24 protein-coding genes are annotated in these 24,812 nt (G+C 43.5%); 18 read left to right on the top strand and 6 right to left on the bottom strand.

The genetic code is table 11. The features are described 5' to 3' along the window. Nucleotide 1 precedes the first annotated feature (1 nt). The 8 genes from GON05_RS17405 to GON05_RS17370 all read left to right on the top strand — a co-directional run bounded on the left by GON05_RS17405 (nt 2) and on the right by GON05_RS17370 (nt 8,429). Nucleotides 2-1,678: an ABC1 kinase family protein gene (locus tag GON05_RS17405; RefSeq protein WP_157320333.1), complete on the top strand. Its 1,677-nt coding sequence runs from the start codon at nt 2-4 to the stop codon at nt 1,676-1,678. A gap of 442 nt (nt 1,679-2,120) precedes the next feature. Next, complete coding sequence (thrS, locus tag GON05_RS17400; RefSeq protein ID WP_157320332.1) at nt 2,121-4,034, top strand: threonine--tRNA ligase; 1,914 nt, start codon at nt 2,121-2,123, stop codon at nt 4,032-4,034. A 157-nt stretch (nt 4,035-4,191) separates the two neighbouring features. Continuing rightward, on the top strand, nt 4,192-5,088 hold the full coding sequence (locus GON05_RS17395; RefSeq protein ID WP_157320331.1) for a DUF2167 domain-containing protein: 897 nt from the start codon (nt 4,192-4,194) through the stop codon (nt 5,086-5,088). Then, on the top strand, nt 5,085-5,714 hold the full coding sequence (locus GON05_RS17390) for a hypothetical protein (RefSeq protein ID WP_157320330.1): 630 nt from the start codon (nt 5,085-5,087) through the stop codon (nt 5,712-5,714). The genes GON05_RS17395 and GON05_RS17390 overlap by 4 nt, the downstream gene beginning before the upstream one ends. A gap of 188 nt (nt 5,715-5,902) precedes the next feature. Continuing rightward, nucleotides 5,903-6,325 carry a DoxX family protein gene (locus tag GON05_RS17385; RefSeq protein WP_157320329.1) on the top strand — a complete coding sequence of 141 codons (423 nt, stop codon included), beginning with the start codon at nt 5,903-5,905 and terminating at the stop codon, nt 6,323-6,325. A gap of 65 nt (nt 6,326-6,390) precedes the next feature. Beyond that, the gene (locus GON05_RS17380; protein WP_157320328.1) at nt 6,391-6,855 is read left to right on the top strand and encodes a phage tail protein; all 465 of its coding nucleotides are present in this window, start codon (nt 6,391-6,393) and stop codon (nt 6,853-6,855) included. Nucleotides 6,856-7,247: 392 nt separating this feature from the next. Then, nucleotides 7,248-7,775 carry a phosphatase PAP2 family protein gene (locus GON05_RS17375; protein ID WP_157320327.1) on the top strand — a complete coding sequence of 176 codons (528 nt, stop codon included), beginning with the start codon at nt 7,248-7,250 and terminating at the stop codon, nt 7,773-7,775. 30 nt (nt 7,776-7,805) lie between these two features. Continuing rightward, nucleotides 7,806-8,429: a DedA family protein gene (locus GON05_RS17370; RefSeq protein WP_157320326.1), complete on the top strand. Its 624-nt coding sequence runs from the start codon at nt 7,806-7,808 to the stop codon at nt 8,427-8,429. Between the two features lie 45 nt (nt 8,430-8,474). Here GON05_RS17370 and GON05_RS39930 read toward each other — a convergent pair whose 3' ends face one another. After that, nucleotides 8,475-9,047 carry a sulfatase/phosphatase domain-containing protein gene (locus tag GON05_RS39930; protein WP_338114153.1) on the bottom strand — a complete coding sequence of 191 codons (573 nt, stop codon included), beginning with the start codon at nt 9,045-9,047 and terminating at the stop codon, nt 8,475-8,477. Nucleotides 9,048-9,085: 38 nt separating this feature from the next. Between GON05_RS39930 and GON05_RS17360 the strand changes: the two genes are divergently transcribed. Beyond that, the gene (locus GON05_RS17360) at nt 9,086-9,481 is read left to right on the top strand and encodes a VOC family protein (RefSeq protein ID WP_157320325.1); all 396 of its coding nucleotides are present in this window, start codon (nt 9,086-9,088) and stop codon (nt 9,479-9,481) included. A gap of 49 nt (nt 9,482-9,530) precedes the next feature. Here GON05_RS17360 and GON05_RS17355 read toward each other — a convergent pair whose 3' ends face one another. Next, nucleotides 9,531-11,315: an SgrR family transcriptional regulator gene (locus GON05_RS17355; protein ID WP_181646122.1), complete on the bottom strand. Its 1,785-nt coding sequence runs from the start codon at nt 11,313-11,315 to the stop codon at nt 9,531-9,533. Nucleotides 11,316-11,423: 108 nt separating this feature from the next. Between GON05_RS17355 and GON05_RS17350 the strand changes: the two genes are divergently transcribed. The 6 genes from GON05_RS17350 to GON05_RS17325 all read left to right on the top strand — a co-directional run bounded on the left by GON05_RS17350 (nt 11,424) and on the right by GON05_RS17325 (nt 19,161). Then, nucleotides 11,424-12,416, top strand: a complete 993-nt coding sequence (locus tag GON05_RS17350; RefSeq protein WP_157320322.1) for an aldo/keto reductase — start codon at nt 11,424-11,426, stop codon at nt 12,414-12,416. A 144-nt stretch (nt 12,417-12,560) separates the two neighbouring features. Then, complete coding sequence (locus GON05_RS17345; RefSeq protein ID WP_157320320.1) at nt 12,561-14,132, top strand: response regulator transcription factor; 1,572 nt, start codon at nt 12,561-12,563, stop codon at nt 14,130-14,132. Further along, nucleotides 14,129-15,829, top strand: coding sequence for a sensor histidine kinase (locus GON05_RS17340; protein WP_157320318.1), 1,701 nt, complete (start codon nt 14,129-14,131; stop codon nt 15,827-15,829). The genes GON05_RS17345 and GON05_RS17340 overlap by 4 nt, the downstream gene beginning before the upstream one ends. Before the next feature lie 128 nt (nt 15,830-15,957). Beyond that, the gene (locus GON05_RS17335; protein WP_157320316.1) at nt 15,958-17,325 is read left to right on the top strand and encodes an extracellular solute-binding protein; all 1,368 of its coding nucleotides are present in this window, start codon (nt 15,958-15,960) and stop codon (nt 17,323-17,325) included. An 85-nt stretch (nt 17,326-17,410) separates the two neighbouring features. After that, nucleotides 17,411-18,361 (top strand): carbohydrate ABC transporter permease, encoded by a 951-nt coding sequence (locus GON05_RS17330; RefSeq protein WP_157320314.1) that lies wholly within the window; start codon nt 17,411-17,413, stop codon nt 18,359-18,361. Then, nucleotides 18,358-19,161 (top strand): carbohydrate ABC transporter permease, encoded by an 804-nt coding sequence (locus GON05_RS17325; protein ID WP_157320312.1) that lies wholly within the window; start codon nt 18,358-18,360, stop codon nt 19,159-19,161. The genes GON05_RS17330 and GON05_RS17325 overlap by 4 nt, the downstream gene beginning before the upstream one ends. A 449-nt stretch (nt 19,162-19,610) precedes the next feature. On the opposite strand, the gene GON05_RS17320 is transcribed toward GON05_RS17325, so the two are convergent. The 3 genes from GON05_RS17320 to GON05_RS17310 form a co-directional block, all read right to left on the bottom strand. Continuing rightward, nucleotides 19,611-20,084 carry a cupin domain-containing protein gene (locus GON05_RS17320; protein ID WP_157320310.1) on the bottom strand — a complete coding sequence of 158 codons (474 nt, stop codon included), beginning with the start codon at nt 20,082-20,084 and terminating at the stop codon, nt 19,611-19,613. Between the two features lie 129 nt (nt 20,085-20,213). Then, nucleotides 20,214-20,843, bottom strand: coding sequence for a nitroreductase family protein (locus tag GON05_RS17315; protein ID WP_157320308.1), 630 nt, complete (start codon nt 20,841-20,843; stop codon nt 20,214-20,216). A gap of 136 nt (nt 20,844-20,979) precedes the next feature. Next, nucleotides 20,980-21,303, bottom strand: a complete 324-nt coding sequence (locus tag GON05_RS17310) for an NIPSNAP family protein (RefSeq protein ID WP_157320306.1) — start codon at nt 21,301-21,303, stop codon at nt 20,980-20,982. Between the two features lie 182 nt (nt 21,304-21,485). On the opposite strand from GON05_RS17310, the gene GON05_RS17305 reads away from it, so the two are divergent. Both GON05_RS17305 and GON05_RS17300 read left to right on the top strand, forming a co-directional pair. Then, nucleotides 21,486-22,283: a Cof-type HAD-IIB family hydrolase gene (locus GON05_RS17305; protein ID WP_157320304.1), complete on the top strand. Its 798-nt coding sequence runs from the start codon at nt 21,486-21,488 to the stop codon at nt 22,281-22,283. 81 nt (nt 22,284-22,364) lie between these two features. Continuing rightward, nucleotides 22,365-23,072: a class I SAM-dependent methyltransferase gene (locus GON05_RS17300; protein WP_181646121.1), complete on the top strand. Its 708-nt coding sequence runs from the start codon at nt 22,365-22,367 to the stop codon at nt 23,070-23,072. A 100-nt stretch (nt 23,073-23,172) separates the two neighbouring features. Here GON05_RS17300 and GON05_RS17295 read toward each other — a convergent pair whose 3' ends face one another. Then, the gene (locus GON05_RS17295) at nt 23,173-23,418 is read right to left on the bottom strand and encodes a hypothetical protein (protein WP_157320302.1); all 246 of its coding nucleotides are present in this window, start codon (nt 23,416-23,418) and stop codon (nt 23,173-23,175) included. A gap of 199 nt (nt 23,419-23,617) precedes the next feature. On the opposite strand from GON05_RS17295, the gene GON05_RS17290 reads away from it, so the two are divergent. Next, on the top strand, nt 23,618-24,331 hold the full coding sequence (locus GON05_RS17290) for a CAP domain-containing protein (RefSeq protein ID WP_246239224.1): 714 nt from the start codon (nt 23,618-23,620) through the stop codon (nt 24,329-24,331). The last annotated feature ends 481 nt before the right edge of the window (nt 24,332-24,812 follow it).

Raw genomic sequence — 24,812 nt, 5'->3', positions numbered from 1 at the left:
TATGAGGAAAAGGATACGGCAGTTACAACGATACCGGGATATTGTTATAGCTTTGGTTCGCCATGGTTTCGGCTTCTTGGTAGAAGAGTCTGATCTGCTGCAGCGTCTTCGTATTCCAATTAGAAGATTTCAAGTGCATGACGATGCAGACCGTAAATCGCTGGGACTACGAATCAGGGATGTCGTTGAAGAGCTCGGACCCACCTTTATCAAACTGGGGCAGATCGCCAGCACGCGTATGGATCTCCTTCCGGAAGACATTGTAAAGGAGTTGGAGAAACTTCAGGATGATGTGAAGCCCATCCCATACAAACAGGTGCAGGAAATCATTGAGACTGAACTAGGACAAAGCATCGAGGCGATTTATGACCGATTCGAAGAGCAGTCACTGGCAGCGGCTTCCATCGGGCAAGTACACCTTGGCGTGCTCCACACCGGAGAACGTGTGGCTATCAAAATCCAACGGCCTCAAGCCGGAGAATCCATTCGGATTGATCTCGAAATTCTAGCAGATTTGGCAGCGATGGCTGAGCGACGCTTTGCATGGGCTCGCCGGATTCAAATGGAGGTCCTCATTGCGGAATTCGGCAAATCGCTCTTAAATGAGCTGGATTATACCAAAGAGGCTAGGAATGCAGAGAAAATAGCTGATCAATTTAAAGATGTCGCTCATATCAATGTGCCGCTGATTTATAGCGACTACTGCTCGAAAAAAGTCATGACGATGCAGTATATTGAAGGTGTTCGGCTGTACCAAGAGGATCAACTCGACGCACATGGGTATAACCGAGCGCGAATTGCCAATCGGCTCATTCAAACATTGTTTCATCAGATATTCATTGAAGGTTTGTTTCATGCCGATCCTCATCCTGGGAACATCGTCATACAGCCGGGCGAAGTGATCGCTTTACTTGACTTTGGCATGGTGGGCAGGCTAACTTCGGAGTCAAAATTTCATTTTTCTTCTCTGATTATTGCTCTTATGCGCCAGAACACCGATGGGGTGATTAAGGCGATCTACCGGATTGGACTTATTGACGAGGAACTCGATATGGAGGAACTTCGGTTTGATATTGAGGAGCTTAGAGAACGATATTTCGGAGTCCCTCTTAGTAGGGTAAGCTTGGGGGGAATCGTGAATGATCTGTTCGAGGTGGCGTACAAGTACCATATTCGTGTTCCGGCGGATTTTATCTTATTAGGGAAAACGCTGTTAACAATTGAAGGGGTTGTTACGAAGCTAGATCCTACGATCAGTATTGTAAAAATAGCGGAACCATTCGGTCTCCAACTGCTGTTGGAACGGCTGCGCCCGAAAAATTTGACATCAAGTTTACTTAGAGACGTCACGGATTATGGGTCCTTGCTGATTGATTTTCCAAGACAGTCCCGAGAGTTCTTTTCACAGATAAAAAAAGGGAAGCTACATGTGAATATTAGTGTCACTGATGCCTACGATTTCCTGCGCAAGCTGGATCGCATTGGCAATAGGATCACATTCGGCATCGTTCTCTTGTCTTTCAGTCTCATTATGATGGGACTCATCATTGGTTCTTCCATTGTTGGCCGGAAGCATTATTTTTTGCTGAACGTGCCAACGATTGAAGTTGGATTTGTACTGGCATCCTTAATGAGTCTCTGGCTGCTATTTTCGATTTTTAAATCGGGCAGATTCTAGATGAAGAACTTCTTCAGAGTTTGAAACTTTTATATAATCATTCTTTCCCTTGACTTTCAAGAGCGCGACTAAGTATTATGATAAAAGTAAACACAATAATAATAAGGCATTGACCAAAGACATGATTTCCTTCACGAACTGTCCAGAGAGAGAAGTTTAGGCTGAAAGCTTCTCCTGTTACCGGATGTGAAATTACCCCTTTGTAGCCGTGTCGTTGAACCCGTCGATCTGTTCGTCGCGGCAGTAAGCGTCACCGTCTTATCCCCGATACTGGATACCAATAAGGACCTTGCATCTGCTACTTTGGAGAACAGCCAAAGAATGATACGCTGCAGGTCAAATTAGGGTGGAACCACGAGCTGAACGCACTCGTCCCTTTGTGGGAGAGATGCGTTTTTTTGCGTTCAAAAATACTGAAAAAAATAGAAATGGAGGCTAAATCATGGAGATCAATGTAACATTGCCAGATGGAACAATTAGGAGGTATCCCCAAGGAACGATAATCGGACAAGTGGCGGAATCTATAAGTACAGGTTTGAAGAAAAATGCTGTAGCTGGAAAAATTAATGGCAAACTCGTTGATCTTGATCAACCGATCGAGCCTGATAGCCTTGTCGAAATCGTTACTCTTGATAGTAAAGAGGGCCTCGAGATATACAGGCACACTACGGCACATGTAATGGCTCAATCCATTAAACGCATATATGGAGATAAGGCAGTCAAGCTTGGAATTGGACCGGTCATTGAAGATGGATTTTATTATGATATTGATATAGAAAAACCTCTTTCTATTGATGATCTTGCAGCTATTGAAAAAGAGATGGAGAAAATTATCCAAGAAAACCTGCCCATTGTTCGCCGGGTTGTCAGCCGCAGAGAAGCGGTTATGACATTCGAGGAGCTCGAAGAACCGTTAAAATTAGAACTCATTCGCGAGCTGCCGGAAGATGTCCTCATTACCATTTATGATCAGGGTGAGTTTTTTGATCTATGTCGGGGACCGCACCTTCCATCTACTGGCCGGATAAAGGCGTTTAAGCTGATGAACGTGGCGGGAGCCTACTGGCGTGGAGATTCCAATAATAAGATGCTGCAGCGCATTTATGGGACTTCATTTCCGAAGAAGGCACAGCTTGAAGAGCATTTGCATGTTCTTGAAGAGGCCAAAAAACGTGACCACCGCAAGCTCGGTAAAGAGCTAGAATTGTTTATGTTCTCTGAAGAAGCACCTGGCATGCCATTCTTTCTTCCGAAAGGGATGAGCATTCGTAATGAGCTTGAGAACTTTGCGCGTGAATTACAGCGGCAGCGAGACTACGCTGAAGTGCGTACACCGCTTATGATGAATAATCGTGTTTGGGAGCAATCGGGACACTGGGATCATTACAAAGATAACATGTACTTCACCAATGTTGATGAAACAAAATTTGCGCTTAAACCGATGAACTGCCCGGGACATATGCTTATTTTTAAAAACAGCTTACATTCCTACCGGGAATTGCCTATCCGTCTTTCCGAATTTGGCCAAGTTCACCGCCATGAACTTTCCGGGGCGCTTAACGGGATGATGCGGGTCCGTACATTCTGTCAGGACGACGCACACCTATTCGTTTTGCCAGAACAAATTGAGGATGAAATTAGCCGTGTCATTGCTCTAATTGATCATGTTTATCAAGTGCTCGGTTTTGAGTACAAGGTTGAGCTGTCTACCCGGCCTGAAGATTCAATGGGTTCAGATGAGCTATGGCAGCAGGCTGAACAATCTTTGCAAAATGTCCTGGACAAACTTGGTATCCACTATCATGTCAATGAAGGCGACGGGGCATTCTATGGACCCAAGATCGACTTTCACATTTTAGATGCGCTTAAAAGGAGCTGGCAGTGCGGGACCATCCAACTGGATTTCCAGATGCCCGAGAAATTTGATCTTTCTTATATCGGAGAGGATAACCAGAAGCACCGGCCAGTCGTTATACATCGTGCTATCTATGGATCTATTGAGCGATTTATCGGCATGTTAACTGAACATTTTGCTGGAGCTTTCCCGCTATGGCTTGCACCCGTCCAGGTGAAGTTATTGCCGGTTTCGGAGAACTATATCGACTATGCTCTGCAAGTGAAGAAATCACTAGAAGAGACAGGTATTCGAATTGAAGTAGATGTGAGGAATGAAAAACTCGGGTATAAGATTCGTGAAGCCCAACTCGAAAAAGTACCGTATATGCTCGTTCTCGGCGAGAATGAGAAGAATTCCGATAGTGTGTCTGTGAGAAAACGGGGTGAAGGGGACCTTGGATCAAGAAGCATCATGGAAATTATTGGGCAGATTAATGAAGAAATTCGTGATAAAAAATAAGTAGGTATTGGTTTTTGGGGGCTGTTCTAATTGAACAGCCTCTCTTTAATTTGTAGTTTCATAAAATGAAGGACCTTTATGAAAATTTAATTTTTCATATTTTGGTTTATTTTGTATGATAAAGTCAACACATATATGTATATTGGAGGCGTACTTTTTGAAAATACGTGTATTCAGCATCCTTGTAGTACTCTTGCTTAGCACTCAAACGAGTGCTTTTGCAGAAGAAGAACAATCCAAACATAACTACACTTGGGTTACAGGTGGAAAAAATGTAGAGCTAGGAAAAATAGCTAACTTGGATCTTGGCCAGGATTTTGTTTTTCTAAATGGTGAAGATACAAAAAAAATGATGACGGACTACAAGGACATCCCTTCAGGAAGAGAGATTGGCAGTGTATTTCCGAATGATCCCAAGGAGCAATGGTCGGTAATTTTTGAGTATGATGAGTCTGGGCATATAAATGATGATGAAAAGAAATCGATTGATGATGCTGGCATATTGAAAAGTTATAGTGATAGTACGGAAAAGGCGAATGAAAAGCTTCCGTTAGACCGTCAACTTCATGTAACGGGATGGGATGTAAAACCATTTTATGATGAGAAAACACATGATTTAACATGGTCGATGGGCGCGGAAGACGCTAAAAAGCTACCACTTATCAACTACGATGTAAGGCTTTTAACTCGCACAGGTTATATCTCAGCTATCCTCATATCGGATCCTGTGAGCCGTGAACATGATAAACAAGTCTTGGCTTCTCAAATCCTTCCTAAAATTTCGATGGTTAATGGTCAAAAATATGAAGACTTTAACAGCAGCACTGACAAAGTATCTAAATTCGGTTTATCTGCCCTGATATTGGGAGGAGCTGGCCTTGCTGTAGCTAAAAAGGTGGGTCTCCTCGCAGGTGTTTTATTGTTACTGAAAAAGTTTGGGGTTGTTATTGCTATTGCTTTAGCGGGGAGTTGGAAATGGATAAAGAATTTATTTGCTGCCAGAAAAAGAAATCCGAATCCAAGTAGTTCTGAATTCAGTGAGGAACAACTATGAGTGAATTTACCGCAGGAAGCTTAATTCGAAATTCATATCGCGAAACAGTACAACAACATAATCCTCTGATTGTCAAAGAGCTGAATGAGCAGTGGACAGTGTTTATCACCTCAGGGACAGGCGTCAGCGAGATGGCTCCTTCAGATGTTATGGCGATCTCGCAGCATCTGCCGGTGCTGTATTTCTACAATTTTGAGGATCATGGCTGGGGCTTCACTCTTCTTCATCAAGGCGAAGCTGTTTCAACGTTCGACTTGTCGTATGAGCAAGAGGAAGTCGACCTCATGAATTATGTCAAAGACAAATTTCCGGATCAGGATGCCGTCGAACTCCTATATATTAGCCCTGATTCAGACACCTTCAGGGCGTCCATGGTTTTGGAGATGGAGCTGCAGCAAAGCGGGATTGACCGAGTACATATGATGCTGAGGCAGCTGGACGTGGAAGCTTTTAAGCTTTTCGAGCTCGGTGCCGCAGAGATGGAACAGCTTCGGCACCTGTTCGAGGCGGAGACCATCGCACAACTCGAGCGCAAGCACGCCATGGTGGATGACTTCAAAACAATACTTGGTATCGAAGAGATGAGTTGGGTTCGCGCAGATCGATTGGAGTGGTTCGAATCATAAAACGTGAACTCAGGTGAAACATCATACGTTAACGGAAAACGATAGTTTAATTTCGATAGACGGCTGCCAGTATAAAATTGGCTGCCGTTTTTTGTGCTACGGTGATCATCTAAAAAGTATCACTTTTTGATACATTTAATAGTTAGTATAAATGTATCAAGAGAAAACAAATGATTGGAGGATTGAAAATGAGTACAGTTATCAGAAGTGAAAATATCGCGAAAGCAGTACCCCATCCTATTGGAAGGATGGTCGCTTATTGGACCGTTACAATCATACTCGCATTCTCAATTACATTAAGTGGCATCGGACAACTGATGCGATATGGGGGGAATGTCGATCTAGTGACCTCTATTGGTTTCCCGCTGTATATCACGTACATTCTTGGAGTATGGAAATTGCTTGGCGTTATTGCAATCGTAATTCCAGGTTTTCCTCGGCTTAAGGAGTGGGCCTATAGTGGTATCTTTTTTCTAATGACAGGGGCGGCCATTTCACATGCGTTCGTTAACGATTACGGTGATTACGGCTTCCATATCATTCTTCCACTTTTCTATGCTGCGCTTGGCATCGCCTCCTGGTCGCTTCGTCCAAATAGCCGCAAACTTTAATGATATTTTATTAGACACAATAAAAAATAAATTATTTGATCTATTCATAAAAAGGAGTGTTGAAAATGTCTTATATCGTTGATTTCAAAAATCTATCTTCAGTTGGCTTAGAGTCTTCACCTGTAGCAGAAGCGCTCACTGGTTTACGTGCTAATGAAGCTCGTTACTTTATGAACAAATACAAACATGAATTTACGGTCGTACCCGCTAGTGAAAGTCAGGAGAACATTGATTATGTGAACCGCGTTTTGAAAGAACGTGATATTTCATTTGCGGCCAAACCATTAGAAACGTCGCGTTTTCAGGTAGAAAATATCCAATTTACCTACGTCTTTTATGAGGATGGTCTTGGGATCAATGTCATGTATACGGTTGATGACCCTAAGAAGCGGGCTGTTGGGTTCAAGCTCTCTGAGGGGATGGAGGTACCAAAAGAGCTAGAAGAGAAGAAGTTTAAGTTTGCCAGACAGAAGTCTAAACTAGCTGGAACAATTCGGGGTTCGTTTTTTGTAATTAAAGGACAATACTAAGCAAGTAAAGCGTAACGGGACCCATTTTATTCAGCAAATAAGATACATGACTTAGACAAACTACAAATTGAGGCTACCGCTGTGAAAACGAGTGGTAGCCTCATTAATCTTTCACGAGCATGGTTGAAGATCTAACGCGATCAACCGTATCAGAAATAGCGCCTCCTGCAGGAATAATGTACCAAGACCAAAGTCCAGTACTAAACTAAACCTCAGACAGTTATCGCTACCTTACTTATTTGCTAATCTTAATGTCGTAGACAATAACTCGAGAATCAGTATTTTTGTTTTTCCTGGATTCAAAAATGAAAGATGTAAGGACGGGCGGCAGTCCAGATGGAGGAACAATGAACAGACAATATAGGACTAATGAATTTACGAGGAAGAGAAACATGCAATGGTTAAGGCAGGTCGATCACAATATATTTGTCTGGTGCAATCAAAGGGTACATCACTTTGTTCTAGATTGGTTGTTCGGATTGATTACCCACATGGGCGGCGCGTCGTTTACGATTCTATGTACCATATTAGTTATTTGGCTTGCACCCAACGATTGGGAATCGGTAGGTCTGCAAATTTTAGCGGCATTGACTTTCAGTCATGTGATTGCCGTTATTATTAAGAAAAAAATGCGCAGAAATCGTCCATTTCGCGTCCTGCAGCAAGTGCGAGTAGGAAGATTTCCGCTTAAGGATTACTCGTTTCCATCTGGACATACCACCGCCATTTTTGCATTCGTGACTCCTTTTCTTTTTCTATCGTCACAAGGAGTTGCTCTGTTATTGATTATCTTTGCAGGATTGGTTGCCTTTTCACGTGTTTATTGGGGATATCACTACCCGACGGATTGCGTGGCAGGAGGTACGATCGGGATGGGTTCTGCTTTGCTGGTGGTTTATTTGACGAATATAACAGGATAAGTAAATTATAAACACTCGAGGAGCGTAAATATGGAGTGGATTAGATATCTCTTTGAGCAGTATGGGTATTTTGTATTAATTTTTGGATTGTTTGCCGAATCATTGGCACTGCCTTTCCCTGGAGAATTGGCAATGGTGATCGCTGGACACATGTCTACTGTTGGAAGTTTAAATATTTTAATTGTGATCTTTTTTTCTTATTTTGGAGCTATAGCTGGTACAACGGTAACTTATTATTTTGGTTATAAACTTGGTACACCATTCTTTGAAAAATATGGAAGGTTCTTTTTTCTGAACCAAGAACGAATCATTACGATCACGAAATGGTTTCATAAATATGGGAACAAACTCATCCTTGTCAGCTACTTTATCCCAGGTTTACGGCACTTCACTGGCTACATGTCAGGTATTCTGAGGGTTCGGTTAAGCACCTTTATCTTCTACAACTTCACGGGTGGACTCATTTGGGTATTGGTTTATGTTATGATCGGGAAGACGTTTGGTATAAAAATAGAGCAAATGCTTCACCTCATTTCTCAATACTCCCTAGCAGCAATTATTGTATTGGTGGTTGGAGTGGTGATAGGATTTCATATTAAGCATTATAAACAAGCAATTTTAGATTGGATACGAACATTAAACTGGCTTAAATGATAAAGAAAAAGCGTTCACTCATCAATTTTGGGTGAACGCTTTTTTTTATTGATAAATCTCAGTCTTCAATACCTTCAACTGGCCCGAAGCCTGGGCGGGAAGCGCATGGATCGTGGGGGCTGTTTCTCCAGCGGTGACCATTCGCTGTTTGAGCACCTCGCGCAAATGCACCCTCACTTCCTCGTGCGATTGTTTATCGACAAGGTTGTTCAGCTCATAAGGATCCGCCTCCAGGTCGTATAGATAGGACTCGACGTAGTCGGAGGCTCTACTGTCGTGAATCGGATCCCCTGACGGTGCTGTCACGGCATATTTCCAGCGACGGGTACGGATAGCCCGCCCAACCTCAGATTCGCTGATCTGTACAAATACCTCCTGTTGCCATGCGACACCCATACGGTTGCCTCCAATCAACGGCATTAAGGAGCGTCCCTGCATGTGATCCGGAACTTCGATTCCGGCAGCATCAAGCAATGTTGGCGGCAGATCGATCAAGCTGATCAACTCGCGCAGAGCACCGCCACCGTTAAAGCCGGGGCCGCTGAACGCAAGCGGTACCCGGATGGAGCTTTCGTGGCAGGACCGTTGACAATTGAACGGGCAATTCGTATGATCCAAATAGGATTGTAAAAAAATGCAAATGGGGTCGGATGCTGATGGCAACAGCTGATTGGGCGAACAAAATTACCGAAATCACATTGTTTGTGGAAGATTTATATCGGTCGAAGGCATTCTACCAAGAGACTTTCAAACTTGCAATCCTCTATGAGGATGAAAGCTGTGCGGTTTTCGATTATGGCAACACAAGTATCAATTTGTTAAAACAATCGAATGCCGGAGAGTTGATTAAGCCGGCGCAGGTTGGTCACAGCGGAGATGGCGCGCGTTTTCAGTTCACGATTCAAGTGCCAGACGTTGACCGGGTATGCGATGAACTGAAAGTGCGGGGTGTTCAGTTATTGAATGGACCGATAACGCGCCCTTGGGGGCGGAGGACGGCTTGTTTTGCCGATCCAGATGGTCACCTGTGGGAGATTGCCCAGGTGCTGTAATGAATTGGGAGAAGAAAATCAGCGCGAAAAAGCTTGAGAAATCAAGCTTTTATTTTTTTGTGTAGAGATAGGGTTTAATCCATAATTTCGAGAAATCAACCCAGCCGAAGGATTCCATCGAGGCACCTTTGAGCGCTGAATGAAACTTGGATACCTTATTAAGGTGATAACCAAACAAGATCCAGTTTTCATCCCTTATTCTCTGCTCGATCTTATCAATAATCTCACTCCGCCCTTCCGGTGCAAGAAGTTGCTTGAATCTGCGGAAATACATACCCAGCCATGCATGTTGCTCGCGATTGAAAAAACGGTGCAAAAAGCTCGATTCATCCTGAAATAATCGTAGGTAACCCCACTCCGTATCGTCCTCGAGCATTTCGCAGATGAGCAGCAGATCCGCCTTTTGGTCCGCATCTGTCGAGTAGTAGTCAGTAACGGGGATCGGATGAAGGTTGATGTGCAATCCGATAGAATGACAGCGCAGCTGCAGCCACTTGGCGTCTTTCAAGAATTCTTTTTTGTCCCAGTAATAAAGTGTTAACTTTTCCCCGGAGTATCCGCTTTCTCGAAGATAAGCCTGAGCTTCTTTAAGGGTCATGTCGCCATCGTGGACATGCTTGCTCTTATCAGGCAAAAAGCTGCTGGCCGGAGCCATGCGGTTCCCCTTCAAGTCCGTAATGATCGCGGTGCGATCGTACAAAATCCTCATCGCCATGCGGAAGGAAGGATGATGATGAACGCCTTCTTTTCTAAAATTGAAAGCCACATACTGGCAGCCGTCCAACGATTCTATGTCTGTTGTAGGGCTTTCCTCCTCATGCCTTGCATCGTTCCACTTAGGGAGCTGGTACTGACCGTTCTGGATGTCATCCGGAATAAACCACAATTCAACCCGATCCAACAGCGCTCTCTCCCGGTAAAAGTCTTCGAAAGCCTCCAAAACCAATACCTGGTCTGTGAACTCGGCCATGCGAAACGGTCCCGTTCCGATCATCTTTTTTTCCGAAAATGGCGTGTCATGGGGAAGGATGGACATATAGAAAGAGCCGAAAAAGTGCAGGAATAACCGATTAGGCTGTTTCAGATAAAAGGTAATGATATGGTCAGACACGACGTCGGCATGATCGATCTCTTCATACTGCCAACGTGATGGAGAATGGACAGTCTTTAGCCGCTGCAATGTAAATAGCACATCCTTTGCCGTAAACGGTCTCCCGTGGTGAAAGCGGACTCCTTTCCTCAGATAAAAAGTCCACCTGCTCCCGTCCTCATTGCTTTCCCAGTTGTGGGCAAGAGCCGGAAGGTAGGTCTTAGTCTTGGAATCGAAAGATACCAACGTATCGCAAAATTGCTGAAGGAAAAAAGCCTCGGTCGAAGTCGACACGAAAGCAGGATCAAGAGATGTGGGCCTCCGGTCCATGGTTACCCGCAGAATATCCACGATGGCGGATTGTGTATGTTCCACTTGAAAACCGAACCGGGCGCCGAGCTGATCTCGAAGTTTATTGTATAGAGGGAGGGGCAAGTTTTTATGATAGAGCAGGTCCATAACTTCTTTGATCTTGTCTTTTGCCAGTTGGTCATGAAAGTATTCTTCCGCCACATCCCCTAGATCCCTCAGGAGAGTCATTTGGGACGAGTTACCTCGGCCAATCCCGGCTTGCCATTTGATAAATCCTTCCTCCAAGAGCTTACGCAAAATTAGCTTGACGTTACGAGGGGTACAATTTAGAACTTTTGTTAACTCCCTCGTTGTAATAGAAACGGTTTCTCCTTTGTCCAATTGAGGTGGGAGCGACAGTAGGATATTTAGATAGTGCTGGGTGGATTTCATCGCTCTTTCTGGCCTCCGTTTCATAAAAGGTGAAGTTTTGGTTTTGATATTACTCTTTTTCTTCTACTTTTACAAGATAAAATAGAACTATACCAAGGGGGAATGAACATGGAATACAGGAAATTAGGAAACAGTGGGCTACTCGTATCTGAGCTGTGTCTTGGAACGATGTTGTTTGGGAGTTCGACTGATGAAGCGGAGTCGACGCGGATGGTTCAACAGTTCTTGGATGCCGGCGGGAATTTCATCGATACGGCGGATATTTACACAGAAGGGGTGTCTGAGGAGATTGTCGGTAAAGCCATTGGAGCACGCAGATCTGAGGTCATTGTGGCTACAAAAACAGGGATAAGCGTCGGTCCTCATCCGAATGATAGGGGAGGTTCTCGCAAACATATTATGGACAGTGTCAACGCGAGCCTTCGCCGGTTGAATACCGATTATATCGATTTGTACTATCTGCATATATGGGATCATTTGACGCCAATCGAGGAAACTTTGAAAGCGATGGATGACCTCGTCTCATCCGGAAAAGTTAGATATATCGGAGTCTGCAATTTTCTCGCCTGGCAATTAATGAAATCCTTAGCTTATAGCGACGCTAAGGACTATGCCCGTATTGTCGCGATTCAACAGCAATACAGCTTGGTCAGCCGCGATATGGATCGCGAGCATATGTCGTTATGCCAGGAGGAAACGATTGGCATTATCCCTTGGGGACCGCTTGGGGGAGGGTTATTATCGGGCAAGTACAACGCAATGGAAAAGCCAGACTTTGGCCGATTCTCCTTGGGACTTAAGGGAGAGTTTGATTATGACAACAAGTTCACTTCGAATAACTTCGAGATTGTCAATGCGGTTAAAGAAATTTCAGAGCAAACCGGGAAGAAGCATGCTCAAGTTGCACTGAACTGGCTTCTTGGTAAAAAGGGAATCACAGCACCGATCATTGGTGCCAGCAGCTACACTCAGTTCGAAGATAACATGGGAGCAGTCGGTTGGTCGCTTACTGCAGATCAGTGGAAGTATTTGGATAACGCCAGCAGCCTGCCAAGTGAGTATCCACTTCGAATGCAGGAGAGGTTCAGGCGTAATTTGTAAAGTTTCAAACACCCATTTAAATTCTTCTAGTTCAGTGATACTATTTGGATAAACTCCAACAAATATCAACTAACGCAGATGAATGAACAAGAACCCGGCCAAGACGGACCGGGTTTTTAATTTCCAAATGGGGGCTGATGAGAAATGGCACGGTTTCATGTAATGATCGTTGATGACGAGGTACTTGCCATTCAACATCTTAAGCAGTTGATCGATTGGGAGGAGCATGGCTTCACCTTGGCAGGAGAATCGGCACGTCCTAAGCAAGCATTGTCGATGATAGAACAGCTCAAGCCGGAGCTTATTTTTGTCGATATCCGCATGCCACAAATGGACGGTCTGACGTTCTGCAAGGAAGCCTTGGCGCTGAATCCGACAGTGAAGCTCATTTTATTATCATCCTATAAGGAATTTGAATATGCCAAAGAGGCGATCCGGCTGGGTGTTTTCAACTATTTGGTGAAGCACGAACTGGACCATGTAAGCTTGACCAAAGAGCTGGAAGCCGTGCGAAAGGCGATTCAGGATGATTACAATAAACAAGGCATCATGATCAAGCAGGCATTAAGAGAGTTGACAGCAGGGAATGTGTCTTCGTTTGAGCTTTTAGAGTTAGTCCCGAAGCATAAATTGGATGCAGGTCAAGTCTTCATGTACATACTGATTGAGAAAGATACTCCCTTTCCAGTAATACCTGGATATATGACTGACAGCAATTCCCTAGTCGAATTGGAAAAAAATCTGCTTCGTGAGAGGGAGGATGTTTTAGGGATTGCTTACAAAGAAAGCGGCCGCTTGGGGCTTGTGGTTATTCTTGAGTCGGGTAGAAGCATGAAAGCAGCGGCAGAGCTGCAGTTCTTCACTGCACGTGCTATTCAAAACGCATTTTTGCGACTGCAAGCATTTGAAACCGTTTCCATAGTATATTCGGGCTTATTTCGCAAACTTGAAGATTTGCCGGACATCCACCGGCAAGCGCAGGAAGCTCAAGCCGTCCGATTTATGATAGGAAGCGGTTTGATTTCATCTATCGAGGATCAACAAAAGCGTGTGAATTCAAATCGGCGGCCAAACTTGCCAGACATTAACGCGGGCGAATGGGAGCAGCTTTATTCCCTCCATGGATTGGACTCGCTGCTCGAAGCACTGGATAAGACATTCCAAGATATTCAAGAGGCGTATTCGACAGAGCGGCTATCTGAGCTGTGTACGGCGCTGACAGGCTGGATTGACAGGCATCGTACTGAGCGTGGGCTACCAGTACTTAAGCAGCTTTGTCAGCAAGGACAGATCTGGACAGAACAATGGCGAACTTTACACGGAATCCAGCTATGGTTAACGGAGATGGTGAAGATGACGTTTCAACGGGAGCAACAGCCCTTTTCGCGCAAAGTACGCGAGGCCCTTGAATTCATGAATAGTCACTATAGCAAAGAAATAAGCACAGAAGAGATTGCCATGCAGGTCGGCTTAAGCGGTGAGCATTTCCGGCATATATTTAAAGAGGAGACAGGACAGACGGTGCTGGATGCGATAACGGACATTCGGATGAACAATGCCAAGAAGCTGCTACAAAGCGGACATTACAAGCTCTACGAGGTTGCAGAACTAGTCGGGTATCGAAGCAGCTATTATTTTACAAAAACGTTCCGCAAGCAGACCGGCTTCCATCCCCATGCCTTCGTTGAACAATCGAAAGAAGGAAGAATCAGATGAAGATTAGAACCAAAATCATCGTAAGCACTGCGGCCATTGTCTCCATTTCTTTACTCGTCAGCAGCTTTATTACTTACACCTACGTAGCCCGCATCATACGAGAACAATCTGTCAGGGATAATCAGACCAAGCTCGCTCAAATCTCTTCTTCCATAACCAGAGTACAGGAGCGATTGGCTAAAACCGCTGAGATCATTATTGTCGACCCAGGGATCAATGGAAAGATGGTTCCCAATGAGAGCTTAACGAATGAACAGCAATATTTCCGCAAATATGATGTGCAGCAGATGCTGCAGCGCTTCCGTGCGCTCAATTCTTCCCTTCTTAACATTATGATTGTCCGGCCGGATGGCGAGATATTCTCCAATAACATCGGCTATGAAAGCTATTTTCGGGAATATTTGACGGAGGATTGGATCAGACCGTTCTTCCACCATGCCGAACCGGCTGTCTATTCAGTGCCTCATAAGCTTCAATACTCTAACGGGACTTACTCGGTCATCAGTTATGTAAGTCCATATCTGAATATGCAAGATACGGGAGAAACTAAGCCTTACTTCTTAATTCTAGAAAGCAGGCTGGATGAATTTGAACGCATATTTGAAAATAGCAGCAAAGATTTCGCCTGGTTGAGGCTGTTGAACGGTCAGGATCAGACTATTTATGATAGTCGAGCGATGGGAAGTGCAATGAAAGAAGTACCGTCGACTGCGCGAATGATTCCCATGGAAGACGTATCCATGTTGGCTGGATGGCGGCAAGAAGCGTACATCTCTGAGGAACAGCTGTATGAGAAAATTCGGCCTATTCTGTTGTTTTATCTGCTGATCGGCATGGCGAGTCTGGCTTTCATTCTGCTTGTAATGTTACCCAGTATGATCCGTATTACCAAGCCGATTATTGTAATGACTAGAGCGATGCGGCGATTGTCGGCGGGCGAGTTGAACACGGCCGTAACCATTCGCAGTGGCGACGAGATGGAGCTTCTAGGGAATGGTTTTAACCGGATGGCGAAGGATTTGCAGATATGGATGGAATCCGCCATGCGAGAACAGGAGCTGAAGCGGAGTATCCAAATCAACCTGCTGCTCTCGGAAATCAACCCGCACTTTCTGTATAACACCCTGAATACCGTTATCTATTTATCGCAATCGGAGAAAAACAAGGATGTCATCACCATAACGAAAGCGCTTATTGATATTCTTCAGGATACGATCAAGACAGGGGAGGATGCCTATTTTACGACGGTTCGTGCAGAGGCGGATATCATAACTAAATATGCGGCGATTCAGCAATATCGATACCCAAATCGGTTTCGGCTGCAGTGGTCGTTCGGAGAGGGAACGATGGAATGCATCATCCCAAGAATGATCATACAGCCCATCGTTGAGAATGCTCTATTCCACGGCGTGTTTGCAAATGAGGATATTGGCATCATTCAAATCGAAATATCTCTAGTCGGTGAAGAACTTCAAATCGTGATTCAAGACAATGGATGCGGCATGAGTGGAGAGAAGATGAGTACGCTGTTCACAAAAAGCAGGAGCTCAGATTTGTCTAATCAGACAAAAGGCATCGGTCTTGCCAATATTATGGAACGAATCGAGTTCCACTATGGTCCCCCTTATGGTGTGGAACTGGCAAGCACCCTGGGTCAAGGAACAACGGTTGTACTACGATTACCTATTCAAATGTAAGAAATGAGCGATGAAACGTGTGAAACCGGATCGGTCCATAAATAGCCGGATTGTTGCATAGGAAAGCCCCTATAAAGACGATATTCTTATTGGTGTAAACGATTACAAAATTGATTGGAGGGGTTGTCATGAAACAGTTGAAAAAAACGTGGATCGTACTTACGGCTGTAGCGTCAATCACAATGGTTGTTTTGTCGGGATGCAGCAGCTCGGAGACATCAACAACGAACACTACGCCCGCAACTGGAAACAGCGCATCAACTGCAGCCAAGTTTGGTGGAGTTCCCACTGATCTGAAGGGCACAATCAAGGTGTGGGACTGGGATGAGGCATTCCTGAAGCGAATGGTGCCAGAGTTTAATAAAGTGTTCCCGAACGTGAAAGTGGAATATACCGTTGTCAACAATGGCGATTTCATGCAGAAGTTGCAGAGCGGTATCGCTTCCGGCTCGGATGTACCGGATGTCATTCTTGGTGAGATGAACTATCGCGGTCAGCTGTTCGATCTGGGAATCCTCGATAATCTGGAAAAAGCTCCATATAACTTTGCAAAGAGCGAACTGCTGGACTACCTGCCTGCGATTCTCACCAATGCCAAGGGGGAGCTGGTCGGTGTCGATCAATCGATTACGCCGGCAGGATTAGCGTTTCGTAGGGATTTAGCGCTGAAATATTTGGGTACGGAGGACCCAACTGCTGTAGCTGCCTTATTACCCGATTGGAAAGCATTTATCGAGAAAGGGAAAGAAGTAAAGGAGAAAAGCGGTGGTACGGTTACGATGTTCGCAAGCTTTGATGATGCGTACCGAGTCATTCGCGAACAAGCCTCCAAGCCATATGTGACAGGAACGAATATCAACATAACAGAACGCTTTAAGCAGCCAATTGAGACAGTATTTAGTATGCGAGATGCAGGTATTCTTGGTAAATATGAATCCTATACGCCTGGTTGGAATGCGTCCTTTGCCAAGGGAGATAATATCTTTTATCCGATGGCTCCTTGGGGTGCAAAGTGGAACATTTCGGCTAACGACAAGGACGGCATTGGCCGATGGGGACTAATTGCAGCGCCAGGCGGAAGCTATACTTATGGCGGGACCTCTATCGGCGTCTTTAAGGACAGCAAGAACAAGGAAGCAGCTTGGGCATACATTTATTTCTGCTATTTGTCCGATGAAGGGCTTGCCATCAGCTATAAGGAGTTCGGCAATATGCCGGGAATCAAATCATTCTTCGAGAAACATAAGGATTGGCTGGATGCGGGAATCGAATTTGATAAATACTTCAAGAATCAGAACCTTAGCAAGACGTTCTTCGAGAAAATCGTTCCAACTGTGAAAGCAGATCCGCAAACGAAATACAATGCGATTGTCCAAACCGCTTATAGCTCACTTTATCCTCTTTGGATGAAAGACAGTAGCATCAGTGCGGCAGCTGCTCTCGAAAAGTTGAAGGGAGAGGTCAAAAACCTGGCGCCTGAGGTTTCAATCAAGTAATCCGTGATCCAGCTTTGGAAGTAATCGCTGTAGCTCGCATCCTTAATTGCAGCGGTTGCTTCCTTGCCTAGAGGAGGAATGAAGCATGGAGATATTGAATGCTGCTGCTGTCACACAAGCAACCAAAAGTAAAATAAAATCTGGTGTGCGTGTATGGCCATATTTGTTTTCGCTTCCGTTTGTCATGTGCTATCTGATTTTTCATTTCTATCCAATCTTATATTCCTTTTATTTAAGTCTGCACGATTGGAATGGGATTGGCGACAAAACGTTTGTCGGCTTGAGAAACTATGTCACGCTGCTGACCAAAGATCCATTGTTCTTTAAGTCGCTGTTCAATACTATTGTCATTATGCTCATGTCTACACCGTTCATGATTCTGTTAGGAATGGTCGTCGCACATCTGATCTTTCATTTGACACGCGGAAGAATGTTTTTTCAAACGGTCAACTTCCTTCCGTACATTACCACCCCGGTCGCAATTGGATTCATTTTTTCGTTCATGTTTGACTGGCAGACAGGGATTATAAATATGCTGCTCATCAAGCTTGGTTGGCTGAAGGAAGGAGTTTACTGGCTGCAGGACCCCTGGATGTCTCGAATGATTATTGCAATCATGATCATCTGGCGCAATTTGGGCTATTTCATGGCCATTTATTTGGCGGGGATGACGGCAATTCCACAGGATATATATGAAGCGGCTCGTGTAGACGGAGCTTCATCCTTTCATACGTTTACAAGGATTACTTTGCCTCTCCTGCGTAATATAACGGTGTTTCTCATCGTGACCTCGGTAATCGGCGGTCTCCAACTATTTGATGAACCTAAATTACTGTACGGCGGGTGGTCTGCGTCTCAGGTAGGCGGGCCTGACAACGCTGCATTAACGGTGATCTGGAAATTTGTGAATGATTCCTTCGTTACCGGTACTCGGTTTGGGTATGGTTCAGCGATAGCGTACACGTTGTTTGTCGTCATCGCTATCTTTTCTGTGCTCAGCTACAGAATTACCGCCGGGAAGGAGGAGAAGGCATGAAGATTTTCAAATGGTTGTTTATCGGTTTGTTAACTGTCGTCTCGTTGTTTCCCTTTTATGTGATGGTCATGATGTCCACTTATTACTCAGAGGATATTTTCAAGCAGCTTCCGCTTCTGCCTTCGAGTTATGCATTTAACAATCTGGAGACCGTCTTCAAGACGAATTTCCTAAAGGTATATGCCAACAGTCTCATCGTTTCGCTCGCTTCGGTGCTGCTCGGCGTATTTACCAGTACCCTAATCGGCTATGCTATTGCCAAATTCCACTTCAAGCTGCGCCGAATATTGACCTATTTCATTATCATTACCATGATGGTGCCTGCTCAGGTAGGGCTGATTGGCTACATTATTGAAATGAGACATATGGGTTTTGGTAATACGCTAATGCCTGTCATTCTGACCTGGAGTGCCTGGTCCTTCGGGGCATTCTTCATGATACAGTTCATCCGGGATACGGTTCCAAGTGAGATTATCGAGTGCGCGAGAATCGATGGGGCATCAGAGCCTGGCATCTTATTTCGAATTGTGCTTCAGTTAATTAAGCCGGGCATTTCCACCTTATCAACACTCGTGTTCCTCTGGTCATGGAACAATTACTTGCTTCCGCTAGTCACCATCAATAATTCAAAATGGTTTACGCTACCAGTTTTCATATCGACGCTTGGCATCGTGCATCGGACGGACTATGGTGCCAGGATGGCCGCACTTTGCATTGCAACGCTTCCGGTATTACTGATTTTCCTACTTGGAAGTCGTACCTTTATTAAAGGGTTGACCGCTGGGGCGGTTAAGGGTTAGGGGATGCAAACGTCCTACCTAAACCAGCGAGAAAAAGCTTGAGGAATCAAGCTTTTATTTTTTTATGTAGTGAAATTTATTTCATTGAAAAATGCACAATGGAAAATCATTGAAAAAGCTTAGTTTAGCCATTATCTACCGCTTAGAAATGTTATAATTTAATGTATATTATGAAATCGAATCTTTTTAGGGAGTGCTAGTATGCTTAGTTTTAAGAATACGACATTTAGAGGAGACAGGGATGAACGATTCGAGGCGTCATATCAAACGGTATTCAATCGTTACCCTGACGTAGAGGCTGAAGATGATGCAAACTACCCTGATGGATTTTTTATAACTACACAATCTTGAGCTAACAGAGAACGATACCTCAATCACTTGATAAATACAAAATAAAGAAACCCAACGTCTTGACACAGACGCTGGATTTCTTTGCAATTTGAAGTAGTTTACTTGTTATAAACAATAGGCGGTCCTACGACGCTTACTTCATATTTTTTCGCCAACTCGATAATTTCGTCCATGGACTTCCCATGAACTTCTTTAAATATAAGCTCATCTCCCGGAGGAGTAAACATAATCGACATATGCAAATGCGAGTCTCCAATATTTAAGAATGCGTGAGGCGTACCTCTTGGAACGACAAGGACATCACCTGCGCCTGCATTGAATTCCTTCCCGCCAATATGAAAACGAGCTTCACCTTCGATGATTCGAAATATTTCATCCGCTTTATGGTGTATGGCGATAGGTCCATTTCCTTGCTTTGCAGCCATTCGAAGATCGAATAAGGAGTACTCGTTGTTCACATCTTTTCCCTGAATGCGATAAGCGATTTGTTCTCCTGGGAGTACGTCAAACCACTCCATCTCTTCATGACTATGATGAATACCATGGCGTTCCAAATCTTGATGCCTTTGCATAGTTAATTCTCCTATCATTTTATACTAAAATAGACGCGCTCCTTCATTACGCAATAGATGATGCATTGAAGGTTATAACGCATCTCAAATGATTACAAAATCTCTATGAGGCGTCAGCCTTATGTCTATTTAAAATGAATTGGAAACTGTAAATTGATCCAAAGCAAGTCGGTTGGATGGGTGCCCAAGTTTAGTGGCAAGTCCAACGGTTATTAACATCACTGGTGCGTAACGTGCTGGAACATTAAATGCTTCAACAAATTGTGTTTGATCGAAGCCGCCCATTGGGCATGTATCATAGCCCATAGCTTTTGCTGTGATCATCAGCTGCATGGAAATTAGACCAGCATTGCTGAATGCGGAATCGCGAGCTGTCTGCGGATCTTGATAGGCGGCTTCGATTTGCGCAGCCATGCCGTCTTTTACTTCTTGTGGCATCATGCCAGCCGCAACTGCTGCGCCATGTACGATCTCAGCGTTTTTGTTCGCATCGAGATCACCAAGCACCGCAATGACAACAGAGCTTTGTGTAATTTGTTGTTGACCATAAGCGATTGGAAGCAGTTTTTCTTTTTGTGCTTCGTCTTCGATTACGAGAAGTTTCCAATGTTGCAAGTTCCAAGCCGAGGGTGCAGTAGCTGCTGTGGTTAATAATTTCTCGAGATCAGCCTTCGGAAATTTATGTCCGACTTCGTAATCTCGAACAGAATGACGTTCTTCCAGTAGATTTAATACAGATGATTGTACTTGTGTGCTCATATGTGTTTCCTCCAAGGAAATATTATTTGTTTTTGCAAGCTTTTGAAGCTAAAAACACCATATCTATGAATTTGACGACAGATTTTGCAGTAATCATCACTGCATATAATTCTTTTTATTTAAATAGCAGTCCAAATTACTTGTTCTGGAAAAACGATACATCTTTCATTAAAAAATAATCTATTTTGCTTACTAGAGGTCCATCAAATTCTGTCATTCGTTTTATGTCAATCCATTCAGGATCGTTGTGGAAACGATCATAGTTGAAGTTGCGCATTTCCAAATTGGCATGCTCGACTATGAAATAAAGACGATTGCATGCCTCATCTATATCTACCCAAAATTGCGTCACTTTCATACCATGCTTCATAAAGAACTCAATACCATGATCTCTGAACCTATCTTGAATTGCCTGCATCTTGCCAGGATTCACATGGCACACTCGCAGCTCGTACAACATTGCTTCACCTCCTCCGTTTATTCGTGATGACATGACATTTTGGCCTGTGCCTCCTCATTATGCAATAGAACACTTAGCTATAGTTATAACGATATTCTCAATTGTTTGCCTGTTCTTATCAAATTTATTGCGGATTATATTTGGGTATGACCTGGAAGAATTATTTATGAGGAGAGATGTAGATGTCGGACATACAGGCAATTGTATTAGACTTGGACGGAACATTGCTTGGCAGTGACAAATCCATATCACCTAGAAATTATCAGACTGTTAAAAGATGTTATGATGCTGGAATTCATATTATTGTTGCCACGGCGCGACCACCTCGAGCGGCAAATAAATTTGTAATGAATTTTCCTTTTGTAGACCACATGGTTTATTACAATGGTGCTCTAACAACATGCAAGTCTAAGCAAACTCAGCGGCACATTAGTGTCCCAATGGAGATTAGCCAACAAATAAGCAATTACATTGAGTTACAAGCAGCACCTCAATCGATAATTTCATACGAGGTTAATGACTCATGGTATACGTGTACACCCATTCCCGACGCGCAACTTGGCCATTTCGGTATCCGTTCAAATGATCCTAAACCGTCTGTTGTTGATAAGGATTTCATTAGTACACTATCCCCAACCAAAATATTGGTTCATGGTTACAGCACATGGAGGGACGTTATCGATCAGTTCGGCGACCAGGTGAACGTAATCGCAACCGATGGAGAAGCATTGGTTCAAATCATGCATAAATCAGCCTCAAAAGAAGAAGCCGTGCAATGGGTGCTTAATGATATCGGGGTGAAGTCAGAAAATGTAATGGTATTTGGGGATGACTTTAACGATTTAGGGCTATTCCATAAGTGCGGATTTCCGATCGCTATGGAAAACGCGATAATTGAGCTGAAAAATTGTGCGAAACACATTACCCAATCAAATGATAACGATGGTGTTGCTGTTGCTCTTGAGAAATTTGTGGTGTAATCAATTGCAGAAAATGATTCACCTAACAGATACTGAATATAACGTTAGATATAAATAGTTATTTGAGGAGAAGATGATGGAGTGAATGACTTATTCAATCGAGCACGACATAAAGAAATGGAATATCATGATAAGTTTTATGCAGAAACAGAACTTTTTCTACCTGGCAGCTGGCTTTCGCGCCCTGTGAAAGTTGTTCTCGATATTTTGACGCAAATACAAAAAGACAATATACAGGTTCTAGACCTTGGTTGTGGAGTCGGAAGAAATAGTATCCCCATTGCACAAAGTATTCAGGCGTATAAAGGAAAGATATATTGTATTGATTTATTGCCTTCGGCTATTCAGTTATTAGAGCAAAATGCGGAAAAGTATGAAGTTACAGATACAATCATTTCACAAGTAATTGATGTGGAGAATTTCCTGATTAATAAAAATACATTTGACTATATTGTCGCCTGTTCTTGTTTAGAGCATGTTAGTTCAAAAGCAGCTTTTCAAGATAAACTTGAAGAAATGAAAGCAGGAACAACAGTCGGCGGGATTAATTGCATATTAATGAGCACCGAAGTAAAGGAAATTGACCTACTTACTGGAGAAGAACGGGAGGGTTTGATTGAATTAAACCTTTCAACAGAGAAAGTATTCGCTTATCTTAGAGAGGTGTACGTAGACTGGAACATAACAATAGAGAAAAGTGTGCAACAAGAAATTAAAGAAGAAATAGATGGTAGAGAAATTATTTTTAAAAGCAATTGGATTACATTTGTAGCTCAGGCAAGAGATTAAGCGAATGAATGATAATTTATTGAAAATACTAGACGGAAATCGGTAAAAAAGACTGCCTCAACTGGATATTTGCTTAGCGTCATCCTCGATGATACGGTGGTTACTCTCTTGTGGGCTCGCTTAAATTGCTATTAAGTCCATCGACTACCTGATAAATAAGTGGATTTAGAGCAATTGTTGGAATCACAGCGAGTTCGCTCGCTCTATTCAGTGCTTTCTCTGCAATGTCGACTGGTGGTACGATCTTTTTGTTGGTAGATGATGTCTTCGTATTTTGTTCTAAATTCGGTTGATTCATGCTGTCGAGCTGAACGTTTTTATCCGGTTTCATACATATGTCTGACATTAAACAAAAAAAGCAACACAAAAGATAGAGCACCTACCCGGAAGAAAAAGAAGCCGGCGGCTAAGTTATATTTTATTTGTGTCTAATTTAATTAAGGTCTGAATAAAACAATGGGACTTTACAAAACCTTTATTTGATATCGTTACACATTAACGGTTCAGGAGGGATTGTTATTAAACCATTGGTCATAATAGCAGCGTTGCTATTAGTTACGGGTTGTTCGAGTAATAATTCGACAAACAATCAATTGAATGCTAAACAAACGAAGATTGAAACTCATGCTCCTAATGCTGCTTCAACGTCAACCTTAACTCAAGCATCATCCATTTCTACTGAGGGTGCAGGAAAATCATCTATTACGATTAAACAAGTACCCAATGAAGCTTCAAATTGGCTGGATTGGTTCCAAAGTAACTATGGACCGGCAGAAAGCCCAGCGAATCAAACCGTAAATCCACAACAGCCCGCTAATCCGCAAGTGTCTGTCAATCCACAACAGCCTGCTAATCCGCGAGTGTCTGTCAATCCACAAGAGTCCGTAAATCCATCCCAATCCGCGCAGCAAGTTTTGGATCTGGTGAATCAAGAAAGATCGAAAGCAGGCTTGAGTTCCCTTAGCATGAACAGCAGTCTCACAAAAGTAGCCATGGCTAAGGCTCAGGATATGTACAATAATAATTATTTTGATCATCAGTCTCCGACTTATGGATCCCCGTTTGATATGATGTCTGCATTCGGGGTCACATATAACTCTGCAGGGGAAAACATCGCCAAAGGCCAGAGTAGCCCGATGGAAGTCATGAACCAATGGATGAATAGTCCTGGTCATCGTGCCAACATCCTAAGTAGCAGCTACACCCAAATCGGGATAGCTTACTATAATGGTGAGTGGGTTCAGGAATTTATTGGCTAGTAGATCAAGGACTTCAACGAACGCGCCGCGGGGTTGAAGTTCTTGTAATCTGACACACAAAAACATACCGCACCATATGGAAAATAAGACAAAAGGCTACTAATCAGCCTGTGTATACGATTTGGAGGCAAGTAACCTTTAAGTATAAACAAACTAGAGCTGCATTGAAGCAGCTCTTTTTTATTTCATCATTTAAGTAATGAGAGGATAGTTTCTTCTCTCTATACTGCCCGCTATATGGCTCCATGTTACTCAAGAATGGAAACGATTACAATTACTGCAGTTGTAGTTAAACTAAAGAGAAAAGATAGTTCAAAACAAACAATGGTCTCACCATTAATCTAACGGGAGACGTTAGTTTCATACAACAACTGTGAAGGCAGCCGAAATCCAGCGACTGCCGTTTCCCCGCTAACGGCAAGATTTGTATAGGGTATGTGTGTTAATATGAGGATAATAAATTTCAAGCTATATGACTGGT

This window comes from Paenibacillus anseongensis, from assembly GCF_009757995.1.
Taxonomy (GTDB): Bacteria; Bacillota; Bacilli; order Paenibacillales; family NBRC-103111; genus Paenibacillus_E; species Paenibacillus_E chondroitinus.
The sequence above is the reverse complement of the archived record's forward strand: the minus strand, read 5'-3'. Positions and strand labels throughout refer to the sequence as shown.